13 protein-coding genes are annotated in these 15,594 nt (G+C 70.2%); 5 read left to right on the top strand and 8 right to left on the bottom strand.

The window, feature by feature from the left end:
- Window positions 1-11: 11 nt before the first annotated feature.
- Both ACLQ2O_RS38540 and ACLQ2O_RS38545 read right to left on the bottom strand, forming a co-directional pair.
- Window positions 12-629 (bottom strand): response regulator transcription factor, encoded by a 618-nt coding sequence (locus ACLQ2O_RS38540; RefSeq protein WP_425842426.1) that lies wholly within the window; start codon window positions 627-629, stop codon window positions 12-14.
- Window positions 626-1,780: a sensor histidine kinase gene (locus ACLQ2O_RS38545; RefSeq protein ID WP_425842427.1), complete on the bottom strand. Its 1,155-nt coding sequence runs from the start codon at window positions 1,778-1,780 to the stop codon at window positions 626-628. The genes ACLQ2O_RS38540 and ACLQ2O_RS38545 overlap by 4 nt, the downstream gene beginning before the upstream one ends.
- A 114-nt stretch (window positions 1,781-1,894) precedes the next feature.
- On the opposite strand from ACLQ2O_RS38545, the gene ACLQ2O_RS38550 reads away from it, so the two are divergent.
- Both ACLQ2O_RS38550 and ACLQ2O_RS38555 read left to right on the top strand, forming a co-directional pair.
- A complete protein-coding gene (locus ACLQ2O_RS38550; protein WP_425842428.1) occupies window positions 1,895-3,307 on the top strand; it encodes an alpha/beta hydrolase in 1,413 nt (470 codons plus the stop codon).
- Window positions 3,235-4,068, top strand: a complete 834-nt coding sequence (locus tag ACLQ2O_RS38555; protein ID WP_425842429.1) for a phosphotransferase family protein — start codon at window positions 3,235-3,237, stop codon at window positions 4,066-4,068. The genes ACLQ2O_RS38550 and ACLQ2O_RS38555 overlap by 73 nt, the downstream gene beginning before the upstream one ends.
- A gap of 6 nt (window positions 4,069-4,074) precedes the next feature.
- Here ACLQ2O_RS38555 and ACLQ2O_RS38560 read toward each other — a convergent pair whose 3' ends face one another.
- The 3 genes from ACLQ2O_RS38560 to ACLQ2O_RS38570 all read right to left on the bottom strand — a co-directional run bounded on the left by ACLQ2O_RS38560 (window position 4,075) and on the right by ACLQ2O_RS38570 (window position 7,232).
- Window positions 4,075-4,836: a class I SAM-dependent methyltransferase gene (locus tag ACLQ2O_RS38560; RefSeq protein WP_425842430.1), complete on the bottom strand. Its 762-nt coding sequence runs from the start codon at window positions 4,834-4,836 to the stop codon at window positions 4,075-4,077.
- A 50-nt stretch (window positions 4,837-4,886) separates the two neighbouring features.
- Window positions 4,887-6,344: an amidase gene (locus ACLQ2O_RS38565; protein ID WP_425842431.1), complete on the bottom strand. Its 1,458-nt coding sequence runs from the start codon at window positions 6,342-6,344 to the stop codon at window positions 4,887-4,889.
- Between the two features lie 66 nt (window positions 6,345-6,410).
- The gene (locus tag ACLQ2O_RS38570) at window positions 6,411-7,232 is read right to left on the bottom strand and encodes an SCO6745 family protein (RefSeq protein ID WP_425842432.1); all 822 of its coding nucleotides are present in this window, start codon (window positions 7,230-7,232) and stop codon (window positions 6,411-6,413) included.
- A 152-nt stretch (window positions 7,233-7,384) separates the two neighbouring features.
- Between ACLQ2O_RS38570 and ACLQ2O_RS38575 the strand changes: the two genes are divergently transcribed.
- Complete coding sequence (locus ACLQ2O_RS38575) at window positions 7,385-7,873, top strand: SRPBCC family protein (protein WP_425842433.1); 489 nt, start codon at window positions 7,385-7,387, stop codon at window positions 7,871-7,873.
- A gap of 53 nt (window positions 7,874-7,926) precedes the next feature.
- On the opposite strand, the gene ACLQ2O_RS38580 is transcribed toward ACLQ2O_RS38575, so the two are convergent.
- Entirely contained in the window at window positions 7,927-9,117 is a 1,191-nt protein-coding gene (locus ACLQ2O_RS38580) for a homogentisate 1,2-dioxygenase (protein WP_425842490.1), read from the bottom strand.
- Between the two features lie 74 nt (window positions 9,118-9,191).
- Here ACLQ2O_RS38580 and ACLQ2O_RS38585 point away from each other — a divergent pair, with 74 nt between their 5' ends.
- Both ACLQ2O_RS38585 and fahA read left to right on the top strand, forming a co-directional pair.
- Complete coding sequence (locus tag ACLQ2O_RS38585; protein ID WP_425842434.1) at window positions 9,192-10,040, top strand: hypothetical protein; 849 nt, start codon at window positions 9,192-9,194, stop codon at window positions 10,038-10,040.
- A 14-nt stretch (window positions 10,041-10,054) separates the two neighbouring features.
- Complete coding sequence (gene fahA, locus ACLQ2O_RS38590) at window positions 10,055-11,260, top strand: fumarylacetoacetase (RefSeq protein WP_425842435.1); 1,206 nt, start codon at window positions 10,055-10,057, stop codon at window positions 11,258-11,260.
- On the opposite strand, the gene ACLQ2O_RS38595 is transcribed toward fahA, so the two are convergent.
- Both ACLQ2O_RS38595 and ACLQ2O_RS38600 read right to left on the bottom strand, forming a co-directional pair.
- Complete coding sequence (locus tag ACLQ2O_RS38595; RefSeq protein ID WP_425842436.1) at window positions 11,253-12,551, bottom strand: lanthionine synthetase C family protein; 1,299 nt, start codon at window positions 12,549-12,551, stop codon at window positions 11,253-11,255. The two genes, fahA and ACLQ2O_RS38595, sit on opposite strands and share 8 nt — an antisense overlap.
- Window positions 12,548-15,586 carry a lantibiotic dehydratase gene (locus ACLQ2O_RS38600; RefSeq protein WP_425842491.1) on the bottom strand — a complete coding sequence of 1,013 codons (3,039 nt, stop codon included), beginning with the start codon at window positions 15,584-15,586 and terminating at the stop codon, window positions 12,548-12,550. Before ACLQ2O_RS38600 ends, ACLQ2O_RS38595 begins: the two co-directional genes overlap by 4 nt.
- Between the last annotated feature and the right edge of the window lie 8 nt (window positions 15,587-15,594).

Genomic DNA, 15,594 nt, shown 5'->3' on the forward strand with positions numbered 1-15,594 from the left:
TTCCCCCTCGGTCAGAGCCAGCCGTTGAGTTCGGCCAGTCTGGCGGCTTCGGCGCGGGTGCGGGCCTGGGTCTTGGCGATGGACGACACCAGGTGGTTGCGGACCGTGCCGGGCGACAGGCCGACGGTTCGGGCGATGTCGGCGACCGAGCCGCCTTCGGCGGTCGCGCGGAGGACGTCGGCCTCACGGTCGGTGAGGGGGTTGACCGCCAGGCCGCGCGCCTGGGCCGCTAGGGCCGGGTCGATGAAGCGCAGGCCGTTGTGCACGCGGCGGATCGCGTCGACGAGCTGTTCGGGCGGTGAGTCCTTCACGACGAAGCCGGCCGCGCCCACGTCCAGCGCGCGGGTCAGGTACCCGGGGCGGCTGAACGTCGTACAGATGATCACACGACAACCCGGTACGGCGTGCCGGAGCTCCGCCGCGACGGAGAGGCCGTCCCGGCCGGGCATCTGGACGTCGAGCAGAGCGATGTCGGGATCCGTACGCCGAGCCGCCTCGACGACCTCGGTTCCGTCGCCGAGCTCGGCGACGACGACCAGATCGGGTTCGAGCCGCAGCATCGAGGCCAGCGCACCTCGTACCAAGGCCTGGTCGTCCGCCATCAGCACGCGAATCGATCCAGCGCTCATGAGCTGCTCGGTGCTTCGGCGCGAAGGCAGAACCCACCGTCGGAGGTCGGACCGTGCTCGAGGGTGCCGGAGACAGCGGCCAGCCGTTCCGCCAGGCCGGTCAGCCCGTTGCCGGGCCGTGAGCCTGAGGAGGCAGCGTCCCCGTCGTTGCTCAGTTCGAGGTAGTGCGGCCCGAGGCGGAGCGTGCAGCGGGTGGCGTTGGAGTGCCGGAGGATGTTGGTCGCTCCTTCGCGCAGGACGTAGGCGAAGACAGCTTGCAGGTCGGGGCGGACGTTGTCGGCCGCGGCCGGAAGATCAGCCCGTACGCCGGCAGCGCGCAAGGCCAGCCGGGCCGCGGACAGCTCGGCGGTCAAGGAGACGGCGCGGTAGCCGGACACGGTCGCCCGTACGTCGGACAGCGCCTGCCGGGACAGCGATTCGAGCTCCCGGAGCTCGTGCAGTGCGGAGTCGACGTCGGCGGCAACCTCGAGCTGCCGCCGGGCGAGACCGAGCTTGACGGTGATGGTCGACAGGCTGTGCCCGAGGATGTCGTGCAGATCGCGCGACAGCCGCTCCCGTTCGGCGGCGACCGCCAGCTGCCGGACCTGGGCACGCGCCGCGCGGAGCTGCCCGATCGTGAAGGCCAGTGCGAGCACGAAGCTCAGCGCGACGGTCACCCCGACGAGCATGACCACCGCCCGCCAGTCGACATGGCCCGGGCCGGCCCACATCCAGCCGACCTGTCCTGCGGCGGTCGCGAGTCCGAGCGGCAGCGCTACCCGCAGCGGCAGCAACATCAACGTGAGCGCGATCGCGAACGTCAGGTCCGTCAGCAGCACCGGCGCGTTCAGCAGCGCCGCCGAGGCCGCGCCGAACCCGAACATCAGCGCGACCAGCCCGACCCGTGTCCGGCGCGGCGCCATGGGCCCGAACCAGAGCGCCGACAGACAGGCGACGGCGTAGCAGCCGATCAGACCGACGGCGAGTACGACGCGCGCACCGTCGTACCGGTCGGTGACGAGCTCCGCGGTCCGCAGGCTGACAGCGACGAGCGGAATGCCGACGGCGAGCGACGCGATCACACGGGTCCGCCGGATCGATCCGGCTTCGCCGAGGAAGCTCCAGTCCGGCCAGCGCCGGACCGAGAACTCGTCAGCGGCGCGGTCGGTCACGTTCGTCATCGTACGTCGGCCGACCGGACGACGACCCGTACCAAATGGCACGGGTCACCGCGATCCGGCCGTGATTGCGTGGTTTCCGTTCGGAGATCGACGAAAGGACGGACCATGCGCACGATGTTGCCAGCAGCAATCATGGCGACCGCGATCACCCTGGTGGGCGCGGGCGCCGCGGTCGCCGAGACGCCGAAACCCGTACCTCGGTGGAGCACGTGCGTCGGGAAGAACCTGGACGGGCTGGAGTGCTCCACCGTGCGCGTGCCGCTCGACTACAGCCGCCCCGACGGCCGCACGATCGAGCTCGCGATCTCCCGCAAGGCCAGCCGGCACCCGGAGAAGCGGCGCGGCGTCCTGCTGCTCAACCCCGGCGGCCCGGGTCTGGTCGGCCTGACCGCCCCGAACCTGCTCGGGCTCTCCCAGCAGATCCAGGACTCGTACGACGTGATCGGGTTCGATCCCCGCGGTGTCGGCCGCAGCACCCCGCTGACCTGCGACCTGGACCTGGAGCAGCAGGCCGACGCCTCCAACCCGCCGTTCCCGCACAACGCGCGGGACGTCACCGCCGCGGCAGCGTTCGCCCAGCAGGTCGCCCACCAGTGCACGACCTCGAAGACGTCCGACCTGCTGCCGTACATCAGTACGGCGAACACCGCCCGCGACCTGGACCGGATCCGCGAAGCCCTCGGCGCGCCGAAGCTCTCGTACTACGGCGCGTCGTACGGCACCTACCTCGGCGCCGTCTACACCACGCTCTTCCCGGGCCGCAGCGACCGCATCGTCCTCGACAGCAGCCTGCCGCCGGACGGGTACACCGTCAGCGCCCTGCGCGCACAGGGCTCAGGCTTCGAGACCCGGTTCCCGGACTTCGCCGACTGGGTGACCGTGCACGCGAAATCACTCGGTACGACGCCGGCCGCCGTCCGGGCGAAGTACTTCGAACTCGCTGCCCGCCTCGACAAGTCGCCGCAGAACGGTATGGACGGGACGGCGTTCCGCGCCACCACCAGCGGCCTGATCCGCGACAACAGCGTCTTCCCGTTCCTTGCGGACATCTGGCAGAAGCTCGACACGAACACCTATCCGCAGGAGCCCGTCGTCGACCGCGGCGACAACCTCCAGGCCTCCTACCTCGGCGTGGTCTGCGGCGACTCCCGGTGGCCGCGCTCCGTCGCGACGTACCAGGCCAACGTCGCGATCGATCGGGTCCGGTCCCCGATGTACGGCCCGCTCGCCGCCAACATCCGCGCCTGCGCCTACTGGCCGTCGCCGACCGCCTCGAAGGTGCGGATCACCGGTGCCGGCCCCTCGAACGTCCTGATCGTGCAGAACCTCCGCGACCCGGCCACCCCGCTCGCCGGCGCCCGCCAGATGCGCGCCGCCCTCGGCCACCGCGCCCGCATGGTCACCGTCGACCAAGGCGGCCACGGCGTCTACACCGCCGCGAACCTGTGCGGAAAAGCGGCCGTCGACACCTTCCTCACCACCGGCAAACGCCCGCAACGCGACACCTTCTGTCAGTAGAGTTCGCCGGTGGAGGTGGCCCGCCATGGACGACGAAGCAGCCGTCGCCGCTGTGCTCGTCACGACGCAGCTCGCGCGGTTCAGGGACGCGAATCCGGGGCTCCGCGCCCGGCGACACGTCGCCCGAACACCTACATCTGCTGGCGAAACAGCTCGGTACGGCGCTTGCGGCGTGCCACGACATCAGTCTCGAGCGCGTCCCGCAGCGGCTCTGGGCCAACGCCTGGTCGGAACCGCCGCCGACGCCACCGACGGCGGCCGACTGCTACACGCCTCTCCGCGAACTGGGCGGCGTGGAGCACCTGGCCGAAGCGGCCTCCGTCGGCCCGGCAGCCCGAAGAACGTTGCTCGAGGCCCTCGAAGCTGTCGATGCGATGGACCCGGTCCTTGCCCACGGCGACCTGTACGAGAACCACCTGCGGCTCGACGGGTCCGGGACGTTGACCGGCATTCTCGACTGGGGGTTCGGCGGCGTGCTGTCTCCGCTGGTCGACTTCACGTGCAGCCAGTGGGACAGCGCGAGTTGGGCCGCCGAAGGCTCCTACGGTGAACTCCGCCGGCACCTCTGGACGGCGTACGCCGACCATCGGTCGGTGCCGCTGCCGACCTGGGAGCAGGTCCACCTCGCGCTGACCGCGTTCGACATCGTTGCGCTGGGCCCCGAGTCGCGGACCCACTACTACTGGCAGAAGAGCCCCGAGTGGCAGGCCGCTCGACGAGCCGCGGCGCGAGACTCCTTGCGGGCGCAGCTCGTCGAGTAGGCGGTGCTACTGGCGGCGGGCGAGGTGGGTGGTGATCTCGGCGTCGAGGTCCACGGTGTCCGGGAGGACCTCGAGGATGCGGCGGAAGACCTCGTCCCGGTCGGCGGGCCGCAGCATCACGTACGCCGAGACCGTCGAGAGCTGTCCGACGTATTCGTGAGCGCTCATCGTCAGCCGCCGTTCGACCACCGCTTGCCGTACATCCGTGAACCACTCGGCCTGTTGAAGCTCCGTGCCGGGCCATTCCATCGGGCGGTCCGCGGGAGGTGTGCTGTCCGGCGACGGGACGCCGTCGTCCACCAGGTACGGCGAACGCGCCGCGCGCACGGCCGCCTCGAGCTCCGGGTCGGCCAGCTGGATCGGCACAGCGAACGAGGCGAACACACCACCCGGCCGGACGAGCGCGGCCATCCGGTCCCACCGGCCTTCAGGGTTGGTCCAATGCAGCGCGGCCGCCGAGTACACCAGGTCGTACGACGAACCCGGCGGCAGGTCCTCGAAGGCCGCTTGCACGCTGGTGACGTTCGCCGGCAGGTGCTTGCGCAGCTCCGCGAGCATGGCCGCGTCAGGCTCGGTCGCCGTGACCGCGATCCCTGCCTGCGCGAACAGACGCGTCGCCTTGCCCGTCCCGGCCCCGAACTCGAGGGCCGTGCGGATCGGCTCACCGGCGTACGCCGTGACCAGTTCGAGGAGCTCCACGGGATACCCCGGCCGGTACCGCTCGTAGGCCTCCGCCACCGTCCCGAAGCTCAACGCACGCGTCACCATGCCCGGCATCCTGGCACCTCCGAGGCCTGCCGCGCCTGCCATTTTCCCGGCTACTTCGGGGCCTGGAATCCGCCGAGCCGCTCCTCGAGCAGTTCGGCCAGTCGCAGCGGGGTGCGATCCTCGAACATCGGACCGATGAGCTGCACCCCCACCGGCAACCCTTCGGGCGACCGACCCGTGGGTACGGCGGTGGCGGGCAGGCCGGGCATGGTCGCCAGGCCGGCCCAGACGAGCTGGTCGAAGTACGGGTAGCCGGCGCCGTCGACGTCGATCCGGCGTTCCAGCAGATCCGGGTTGTGGTCGTGGGGGAACGCGGGAGTGGGCGTGATCGGGCACACCACGGCATCGAACTCCGCGAACAGCTGCCGCCAGCCGTGCCGGTGAAGCTCGCGACGGTTGTTCACCATCATCCAGTCACCGTGACTGAACACCATCGCGCGCAGCCGCGCGGCGTCCAGGCTCTGGTCGTCCGCGCTCAGTCCGGCCGCGCGGATCCGCAGCTGTCCGAGCGCTTCGACGGGAAAACGGGCCACGGAGCCCGAGAACAAGAGCTGCATGTAGACCGTGCCGGCTTCGGTCAGGTCGGGCAGCAGCGGACTGTGCCGTACGACGCGCGCGCCGCCGTCGACGAGCGCGTCGGCCACCCGGTTCACGCCCGCCCGCACAGCGGCCCCGGTCGGAATGAGCGGATGGTCCTCGAGGACCAGCACCCGGAAGTCGGACAGCTGCTCGTGGCGCGCGGGCGGCAGTGTCACGTCGTACGCGATGCCGTGCGTCAGTGGGTCCGGCCCGGCCATGACGTCGAGCAGGAGCGTGAGATCGCGGGCGCTACGTGCCATCGGACCGACAACGGCGAGGTCGAGCTCGACCGGCCAGGCAGGCTCGGACGGCGCGACCATGCCGCGGGTCGCCGCCAGTCCGAGCGTCGGCTTGTGCGAGTAGATGCCGCAGAAGTGCGCGGGCGTGCGCAGCGAACCGGCGAGGTCGGACCCGATCGACAGCGCCCCGAACCCGGACGCCAGCGCCGCCGCCGATCCGCCGGATGACCCACCCGACGTACGCGCGTGGTCCCACGGGTTGTTGGTGGTGCCGTAGATGTCGTTGAAGCTCTGGATGTCCTGCAGCCCCAGCGGAATGTTGGTCTTGCCGAGCACGACCGCACCGGCGGCCTTGAGCCGCGACACCTGTACGGCGTCCTCAGCCGGCATGAAGTCCCGGTGCTGCGGCATCCCCCAGGTCGTGGGCAGCCCGCTGACGTTGTAGGACTCCTTGACCGTCACCGGAACCCCGAGCAAAGGCCGGTCCTCACCCCGAGCCCGCGCCTGATCGGCCCGCTCCGCGGCGCCCCGCGCACGCTCGAAGTCCGGCACACACATCGCGTTGATCCCCTGATCGTCCCGCTCGATCCGGGCGATCGCCTCGTCGGTCAGCTCCGCCGAGGTCACCTCTCCCGCACGCAACGCCACCAGAAGCTCTTCAGCCGTCGAAAACTCTCTCTCCGTGAACATGAAATCGACGCTAACCGCTCACCTCAGAAGCCATAAAACCCCTTTTCGCACAACAGGGGCGGGAGGTCAGAACGGCCGGGCGGCGTTGACCTTCTCGACGATCGGGACGAGGCCGGTGACGAGCTCGTCGACCTCGTCCGGCGCGAGGCAGGCGTACGCCGGGGCCGCCAGCTCGTCGGTCAGCTCCTCGATCTCGTTCCGGAGTTTCCGCCCGGCCGGCGTGAACCAGCCGTCGTCGTCCACCAGCCCGCGCTGCCGGAGACCGTCGAGTACGGCGTCCAACTGCTCGTCACCGAGCGGGTCGAGCCGGCCGAAGTCCCGCGCCTTCATGTCCCACATGAGCGCCTGCAGCACGTGCGACTCCTGCCCGTTGATGCCTGCGGCAACCAGCGCGGTCAGATGCCCGTCGCCACGGTGCTCACGCAACAGCGTCGCCGCGTGCCACAACCGGGCAACCGGCTCCTCGGGCACCGGAAGCGACCGAAGTCCGGCGAACAAGATCCGCCCCTCCACCGGCACGCTGAACGCGGCCTTCAAGAAGAGCTCCGCGGCCCGCGCGACCACCGGGCTGTCCGCCAGCTCAGCCAGGATCCCGCGCAACGCCTTGACGCACCCGCGCTCCCGAGCGGCGAGCACGGCCTCCGGCGTAGCCACCTCCCAGCAACTCGGCACACAAGCCGCGACCTCCCCCGGTGCGAAGTTGTAGAACAACGCATCGACCACCTCCGCCGGCACCCGCCCCAACGGCGCCGACCGCGAGGCGAAGTACAACGGCCAGTACCCCTCGTACCCGAGCGCCTGCAGCTCCTCGTTCGGCTCATCGGCCATGTAGGCGACCTCGTGAATCGGTACGAACAGTTCGTTGAGCCGCCGCGCCACGCTGTCCATCAGGTTCTCCTCGGGTAGAACCGGCCCGTCACCGGCCTCTCACACTGTCCACGAACCACCCTCCGACGATCCGACAACCTGCCCGGAACTTTCTGGCCGAGCATTTCATCAGGATAGACTTATATAAGTGGAGCCGCGTACTATCTGCGTCCATGAAGTACACCAACTCGATCGAGATCGCGCTGCCGCGGGAACAGGTGGCCCAACTGCTCGCCGACCCGGCCCACCTGATGAAGTGGCTACGCGGCGTGGTCCTGCACGAGCCCCTGAGCGGGATCCACGGAGAGCTGGGCACGAAATCCCGAGTCGTGATGCAGTCGGGGAAGCGGACGATGGAGCTCACCGAAACAATCACCCGCCGCGAGCCGGCGGACCTGCGCGAGATTCCCTACGAGACCGTCGTCCACTTCGACCGCGAGATCGACGGCGCAGGCATGTGGAGCCTCACCCGCGACCGACTCACCGAAGCCACCCCGGACACGACCCTCTGGGAGAGCGAAAGCGAATACCGCTTCAGCAGCCTGACGATGCGACTGGTAGCGCTCCTGATGCCCGGCACCTTCCACAAGCAGTCCCAACACCTGCAGGACTTCAAGGCCTTCGCCGAACAGGGCAAGGACGTCCGCGAAGAGAAGACCTGACCAGCCGCAGTCAGCAACGAACCCACCGATGACAGGAGCCCGCGTGGGGGCTTTTAGAGGCGGCGGCCGGACCAGGTCCAGGCGTAGGCGCCGTCGTCGACCGCCGTACCGGCCTCGCCCAGCTCCAAGGGGCGGAAGGTGTCGACCATCACTGCCAGTTCCTCGAAGCGTTCGGCGCCGAGGGAGGCCTCGATGGCGGAGGGCTGGGGGCCGTGGGCGTAGCCGCCGGGGTGTAGGGAGATCGAGCCCAGGCCGATCCCTGACCCCTTGCGGGCTTCGTAGTCGCCGCCGCAGTAGAACATGACCTCGTCGGAGTCGACGTTGGAGTGGTAGTACGGGACGGGGACGGACAGCGGGTGGTAGTCGACCTTGCGGGGGACGAAGTTGCAGATGACGAAGTTGTGGCCTTCGAAGACCTGGTGGACCGGTGGCGGCTGGTGGATGCGGCCGGTGATGGGTTCGAAGTCGCTGACGTTGAACGTGTAGGGGTACAGACAGCCGTCCCAGCCGACCACGTCGAAGGGGTGGGTGGCGTAGGTCATCCGCGAGCCGACGATGCCGCTCGGGCCGTTGCCGCGGTGCTTGACCAGGACCTCGACGTCCACACCGTCCACCACGTACGGCGTCGCAGGCGTCACCAGGTCCCGCTCGCAGTACGGCGCGTGCTCCAGAAATTGCCCGTAGCGCGACAGGTAGCGCTTCGGCGCCGCGATGTGGCTGTTCGCCTCGATGCAGTACGCGTGCACCCCGTCAGCGCCCGGAACCCACCGGTGCGTCGTCGCCCGCGGGATCAGCACGTAGTCGCCCTCGCGCGCCTCCAGCACCCCGAAGACCGTTTCGACCGTCGCCGACCCCTTCTCGACGTACACGCACTCGTCGCCGATCGCGTTCCGGTAGTACGGCGACGCCTCGCCGGCGACGACGTACGAGATCCGGACGTCCCCGTTCCCGAGCACGAGCCGCCGGTGCTCGACGACGTTCAGCCCGGCGGGCCCGTCGAAGAGGTCGTGCAGCTTCAGGTGCCGAGGTGTCAGCGGGTGGTTGGCGACGGTCGACAGGTCCGGCAGCGACCACACCTGGCTGTCGACGATCGCCGACGGTACGCCGGCGTGGTACAGCAGTGACGAGTCCGACGAGAACCCCTCCTCGCCCATCAGCTCCTCGTAGTACAGCGCGCCGTCCGGGTTCCGGAACTGGGTGTGCCGCTTCGGCGGGACCTGCCCGACCTGCCGGTAGTACGCCATGACTCCCGTTTCCACCAATCCGTTTATCGGACGCGACTGTCCGCTTACCGAAAGCATCCGTTAGGCTCGGACCCATGTCAACCGTCCCACCGCTGTTCCGGCACCTGGTCGACGACGCCTCGATGTTCCCGCCGGGGGACCTCCCCCTGCCCGAGGCCGTGCCCGCTCACCGCGCCTACACCAGTACGCCGTACGCCGACCTGGTCGGCTCCTTCGTCACCTCCGACGAGGACCTGATGAAGGTCGCCGCCGAGGTCGCGAAGACGAGCGAGGGCCCCCTGAACGTCTCCGTGGTGATCACCGGCGGCGCCGGCGGGATCGAGCCCGCCGTCCGGTACGGCGACCGCTCCCCCGACGTCACCGTCACCGCGATCGAGGTCCGCCTGCGCGACGAGGACGACCTGTCCCGCAACGCCCTGCGCGTCGTCCGCGCCTGCGACGACTGCCTCGACGAGGAGAACGCGTTCGTCGAGATCGGCCTCGACGGCGCCTGGGAACGGGCGCTCGACGTGGTCGCCGACGCCGGCTACAACGCCAAGCTCCGCACCGGCGGCCTCGACGCGTCGCTCTTCCCGAACGCCGACCAGGTCGCCGCGTTCATCACCGCCTGCCTCGACCGCGAGGTCGCGTTCAAGTGCACGGCCGGTCTGCACAACGCCGTACGGCACAGCGCGGCCGACACCGGCTTCGAGCACCACGGCTTCCTCAACGTCCTGCTCGCCACCCGCGCGTCCCTCGACGGCGCCGGCCTGGACGACCTCCGAGCGCTACTCGACGAGCGCGACGGCAAAGTCCTGGCCGCCAAGGCCAAAGACATCGAAGACCAGCAGGCCGAGAGCACCCGCCGCTGGTTCACGTCGTACGGCTCCTGCAGCATCACCGAGCCGTACGACGACCTGCAAACACTCGACCTCCTCAGCTGAAACCGGAGCGCCCTGTGACCTGGATCGACCTGCCCGAAGCCACGCCGTTCGGCCCGGACAACCTGCCGCTCGGCGTGTTCCGGCTCGGTGACGAGGAGCCGCGGATCGGCGCCGCGATCGGCGACCACCTGATCGATCTGGCGCCGGTCGCGTCGGCGCAGATGCTGGACGGGTCGCAGCTGTTCAACCAGCCGACGCTGAACGCGTTCCTCGCGCTCGGCCGCCCGGCCTGGAAGGCGACGCGGGAGTGGCTGATCGACCTGGTCCGCAACGAGAACAACCGCGACGCCGTCGAGCCCCACCTCGTCCCACGATCCACCGTCACGATGCTGCTGCCGTTCGAGGTCGCCGACTACGTCGACTTCTACGCCTCCGAGGTGCACGCCACCAACCTCGGCCGCCTGTTCCGCCCCGGCTCCGAGCCGCTGCTGCCGAACTGGAAGCACCTTCCGGTCGGCTACCACGGCCGGGCCGGCACGGTCGTTGCCAGCGGCACCGACATCGTGCGCCCGTCGGGCCAGCGCAAACCCCCGACGGCCGACACCCCGACGTACGGCCCGTCGCAGCGCCTCGACATCGAGGTCGAGCTGGGCTTCGTCGTCGGTACGCCGTCAGCACTCGGTACCCCGGTCGGAGTCGACGCGTTCGAGGAGCACGTGTACGGCGTGGTGCTGGTGAACGACTGGTCGGCGCGCGACCTGCAGGCGTGGGAGTACGTGCCGCTCGGGCCGTTCCTGGGCAAGTCGTTCGCGACCTCGATCTCGCCGTGGGTGGTGTCGCTGGAGGCACTGAAGGACGCGACCGTCCCGCTCCCGCAGCAGGACCCGCCGGTCCTCCCCTACCTCCAAGGCGCCGAGCTCAAGAACCCCGACATCACCTTCGAGGTCCGCTGGAACGGCCAACTCGTGAGCACCCCGCCGTACCGGGAGATGTACTGGTCTCCCGCACAGATGCTCGCGCACCTGTCGGTCAACGGCGCCTCGGTCCGCACCGGCGACCTCTACGCCTCCGGCACCGTCAGCGGCAACAACAAAGACCAGCGCGGCTCCTTCATCGAGCTGAGCTGGGGCGGCCGCGATCCGGTCACCGTGAACGGCGAGGAACGCACCTTCCTGCAGGACGGCGACGAGGTCACGATCACCGGCTGGGCGACCACCTCCAGCGGTCAGAAGATCGGGCTCGGCGAGGTCACCGGCCGGATCGCACCAGCCATCAGCTGAGCAGCAGCAGGGAGTCCCAGCCGGTGACGGGGTCGGCGTCGCGCGCGTAGGAGTCGAGGGCGAGCGCGACCCCGGCCGCGCCCTCCATCAGCCCCGGCAGGTCGAGCCAGAGATCGGCCATCGGCTGGTAGTACCGGTACCCGAACGGCGTACCGGGGTCGAACGATTCAACCAGCCGCCCGGCCAGCTTCTCGACGACCGGTCCCACAACTCCCGGCTGCCGTCGATCGAGCCCGGCGAACATGTGCAGCAGTCCGGCCCACCCGTGACACAACGCGTCGTCGGAAACCGCCCAGTCCTCGAACGGTCTCGCCGCGAGCGACTTGACCGCGGCCAGGCCCGCATCGTTCCAGTCCGGCCGGTCCAGCGCCGCCGCGGCCATCTCCAGCGAGCGGGCGACACCGGGCGCGCCGTAGCACCACGATGCCCTGGCCGGCTTCGGTTTCTCAGCAGTGGCACCGCGCCCCGCGTAGTACTCCAGGTCGATGTAGCCGGTCCAGTAGGGGCCGTAGGCATCGACCTCGCGCCACTCGACCAGCCAGTCGGCCATCGTGGTGATCGCCTCGGCCTGACCGGGCACCTCGACGCCCTGCGAACGGGCCAGCGACAACAACCCGAGCGGCCCGGGAATACCGTGTGCCAGCCCGAAGTTCAGCTGCCCCTGCTCGAACCCCGGACCCACAGTGGTCTTCGTCGTCCCGTCGTACCACCACCCCGGGACTTTCACCCCGTCCACCTCGACCGGCTCCAGCACTGTGACCAGGCTGCTCAACACTTCCGGCAGTACGTCGGAACGCCGGTGCAGCAGGTACCTCCCGATGCCGCTCAACCCGCCGATCACGTCGATCACCGCGGCCGTCGTCGGCCGGCCGTCGCGCTGCGCGGCCTCCTGTACGGCGATCAGGTACCGGGCCTGCTCTGCGACCCGCAGATCAAGCCGTTCGAGGATGCCGCCGTAGTCCCCTCGAACAGCGGCAATCCGGGTCGCGGACACGAGCGCTCCGAGACCCTCGAACGGACCGTCCAGTGGCAGGCTCGCGGTCGACGCCATGGTGAGCTGGAGATAGCGATGAGCGTGCGCTCGGTGCTGCTCGTCGGTCTGCCCCAGCTCGGCGAAGAGCATCGCGAGCGCACCCGGCCCCCGCGACAGCGTCGACGGGTCCCAGGGCGGGCACGGCACGTTGCCGATGTCGATCCGGGTGCCGTTCGCGGTCGTTGCCTCAAGCACCCGCTCGGGATCCTTCAGCCGGTCGGCCAGCTCGGCGACGATCTCCGCGGCGCGGGCCCTCATCGACGATGCTCCTGCGCGCCGACCTGCCGTCGTACGGCCGCTCGAAGCAGTCCGTACGCCCGTTGCTCGGCGGTCCGGTCCGTGCCGAGCAGCCGGTTCGCCTGCAGGTGCAGGACGGCGCCGATCGCCTGATGCTGCTGGTCGTCCGTCCCGATGCCGATCAGGTCGCCGTACTCGCGGCCGACGGCACGCCGTTCGGTCCACAGCGCCCGGAGGTCGTCGGGCAGAGCATCGCCGTCCAGGTCGAGAAGCGGCATCGCCGCCGTGCGAACGGCAGCGGGAACGTCGTTGGAGACCTCGATCGGGAACGCGTTCAGCACCCACCGCCGCCAGTCCCACTCGCCCAGCGACGCGAGCAGATCGGCACAGTTGGCCGCGACCAGCGTCTCGATCGGCAGGTCGAGCTTGCGCGTCGCGCGGAGTCCGAGCTGGCCGATCACCGAGGCGCTGTCGGCCTGGAACAGCCGCTCGGCCACCGGCATCGCCTGTTCACCGCCGTACCGGGCGACCTCGGGATCGTAGCCGTCCAGTACGATGGACCGGATCGCGCCGGCCTCGACCGCGGCCGTCGTCCAGTCGTGCAGGACCGGCAGAATCTCGGCGGCCGGGCCGTGGAAGCGGAGCCGCAGATGCGCCTCAGGATCCTTGTAGCGAAGGAAGAACCAGCGGTCGACGCGCCCGGAGAGCTCCTGGGTCAACCTGCTCACGTGGCGGACCAGCAGCGAGTCGTGGGTGTCGGGCAGGGCGTAGACCTTCGCGAAGACCCACTCGCCGCCCGGGTGGTGCCGACGCGGCGGCCGCGACCAGGAACGGCTGGAACGGATCGCGGGGCGCGGACGGTTGCTCAGCAGCGGGACGACGAGCTCGTTGGCGCGGTCGGCGGTGACACCGAAGCTGCCGTGGATCGCGGGTGTCTCGGTGACGACCCGTGAGCGCTTGAACTGGTCGCGGAGCAGGCGCCGATGCAGCGGCTCGCGCAGGTCGAGATCGAGATGATGATCGGCCAGACTGATCCGGACCAGGTCCGGTACGTCGTGACGGTCGCGCCAGCGGGCCAGTTCACCGGCCCACGCGTCGGCCGTGAGGGTGACATCCGCCAGGGCGCTCGGGGCCCTCCATCGGGCCGGGGCGAGGATCGTGTGGCCGGAGCGGACGCGGGGCAGCCGGGCCAGGGCGTCGAGGCGGCCCCATCGCCAGGGCGTCCACATCCGGCGGCCGGCCAGGGAAAGGGCGGCCACGAAGCGCGCCGCGTTCGGGGCCGCGGTGGCCATGTTGATCATGTGCGGGCGGACCACCTGCAGCTCGCGATCGAGGCCGGGGGCAAGGAGGAACAGTCGCTCGCCGCTGCTGCCGACCACGACGTCGTCGATGCCGAGGGCGTCCTCGCCGGCGAAGGTGCCGACAGCAAGGACATCGGGCAGCAGCCGCGGCACCCGGAGGACGTTGCCGAAACGGGGGTCGGCCGGGAGGAACTCCAGCTGAACCGGGAACGGGCCGTCGGCACCGGTCTGCTGGAGCCCGGCCAGACGCTCCTCGGCGTTGAGAAGTCCCGCGAAGCGTCCCAGCATCGCTCCCGCGCTGACAGCTCCGGCTCCGGCCCCGGCGAGCAGGGTGAACTCGCCACGGCTGACCGCGTCCGCGGACTCCGCGAGCAGTTGCAGGCACAGATCGAGCGAGTCCGGCGGTACGTCGTCGTTGGCCTCTCCGGCCAGCTGCTGGACCAGATCGGCATCCAGGACCAGCTCGTCGCCGGTGCCGAGGAGATCCCCGAGCAGCTCGTCGCGTGCGGCCGGGTACGGATTGCCGGGAGCCGGAATCGTGTTCCGCTCGGTCGGGGGCTGCTGGTACTCCGAAGGGGCGCCGAGCCCGAGATGGGGATCGAGCAGCTCACGGACCCCGACCAGCTGGTCGACGCCGTACCGCTCGAGGAACTCCTGGTGGAACGCCTTCAGATTGGTGAAGGCTTCACCCTGCGGGGCGAGGCGCCACAGCACATCCCCCGCGCTCGCGGCCTCGTCGAGCACCGCCCGCGGCAGGACCGTCTCGGCGTCGGCGCGGAGGTCGACCTGCACGGGTGGCCGTCCGTTGGTCGCGGCGTCCGCTGTCGCGAGGTCTGCCATCGCGGCCGTCAGATCGCGCCAGATCGCGATCCCCTCGCCGGGCAGCGCTTCGGCGTACTGGGTGAGGAGGGAGGCGACCCGGCGTACCGGCGTTGCGACGTCAAGCCCCTCGAGGCGGTTCGCCAGCTCGTCGAGGTCGTCGAAAGTGCTGACGTCGGTCAGCAGGATCTCGCGCTCGAGGAGCTGCCCGAGCAGGGTGTGCACGTGCTCGGCGGTTCCCTCGGGGAATTCGTTCAGGACAAGCGCGTGCAGCTCGGAGTAGGCGATCGGACGGCGCGCGGCGACCAGGGCGGACTGCACCGCCGGTCCGTGGGCGATCGACAGCGAGCGGCCCGACTCGACGCCGGCCAGGCGACGGAGGTACGGGAGGACCAGACGGTCGCCGCGGACTTCGCACAGATTGTTGACGACGACCTCGGACCGGGCGCGGACGAGCGGGTCGCGGAGGAGCTCGCGGACCAGTGCGTGCATCCAGCCCGCGTCCGGGCGGACGGCCTTCACCGGCCGGTCGCCGACGACCACTTTTGCCACCTCGCCGACCTCGGCCACGCTCACGCCGGCCAGAAGTCCGAACGGCGTCGGGCGTCCCCCCATCCGCAGCCGGTAGCGCGCGGTGGCGAGGAGGGTCCGCTCCAGCTTGACCCGGTCGAGCTGGTCGATCCGGTCGAGCCCCTGCCCGAGCGATCCGCTCGACACTTCGATCGCTTCCCGGAGGACGGGATCGGCGATCAGCTCGTGGAGGTGTGCTCGAAGTTGCTCGACGGTGGCGTTCGCGGGATCGATCGCCGGCTCGGCGGACCAGGCGGGCGAAGCGTCCGGTGCGGAGGCCGTCCGCGCCGGGGTGGCCTCCGAGAGGCGGAGGACGGCGAAGTGTCCGGCCCGGAACAGGGCCGGGCCGGACGTGTTCTCGGTCAGGACCCCGC

This window comes from Kribbella sp. DT2, from assembly GCF_049844575.1.
Classification (GTDB): Bacteria; Actinomycetota; Actinomycetes; order Propionibacteriales; family Kribbellaceae; genus Kribbella.

Coding starts and splice junctions, on each gene's coding strand:
- ACLQ2O_RS38575 (WP_425842433.1), top strand. CDS start 7,385: ATGAAGTACACCAACTCGATCGAGATCGCGCTGCCGCGGGAACAGGTG.
- ACLQ2O_RS38540 (WP_425842426.1), bottom strand. CDS start 629: ATGAGCGCTGGATCGATTCGCGTGCTGATGGCGGACGACCAGGCCTTG.
- ACLQ2O_RS38550 (WP_425842428.1), top strand. CDS start 1,895: ATGCGCACGATGTTGCCAGCAGCAATCATGGCGACCGCGATCACCCTG.
- ACLQ2O_RS38570 (WP_425842432.1), bottom strand. CDS start 7,232: ATGGACAGCGTGGCGCGGCGGCTCAACGAACTGTTCGTACCGATTCAC.
- ACLQ2O_RS38595 (WP_425842436.1), bottom strand. CDS start 12,551: ATGAGGGCCCGCGCCGCGGAGATCGTCGCCGAGCTGGCCGACCGGCTG.
- ACLQ2O_RS38585 (WP_425842434.1), top strand. CDS start 9,192: ATGTCAACCGTCCCACCGCTGTTCCGGCACCTGGTCGACGACGCCTCG.
- ACLQ2O_RS38560 (WP_425842430.1), bottom strand. CDS start 4,836: ATGGTGACGCGTGCGTTGAGCTTCGGGACGGTGGCGGAGGCCTACGAG.
- ACLQ2O_RS38580 (WP_425842490.1), bottom strand. CDS start 9,117: ATGGCGTACTACCGGCAGGTCGGGCAGGTCCCGCCGAAGCGGCACACC.
- ACLQ2O_RS38565 (WP_425842431.1), bottom strand. CDS start 6,344: ATGTTCACGGAGAGAGAGTTTTCGACGGCTGAAGAGCTTCTGGTGGCG.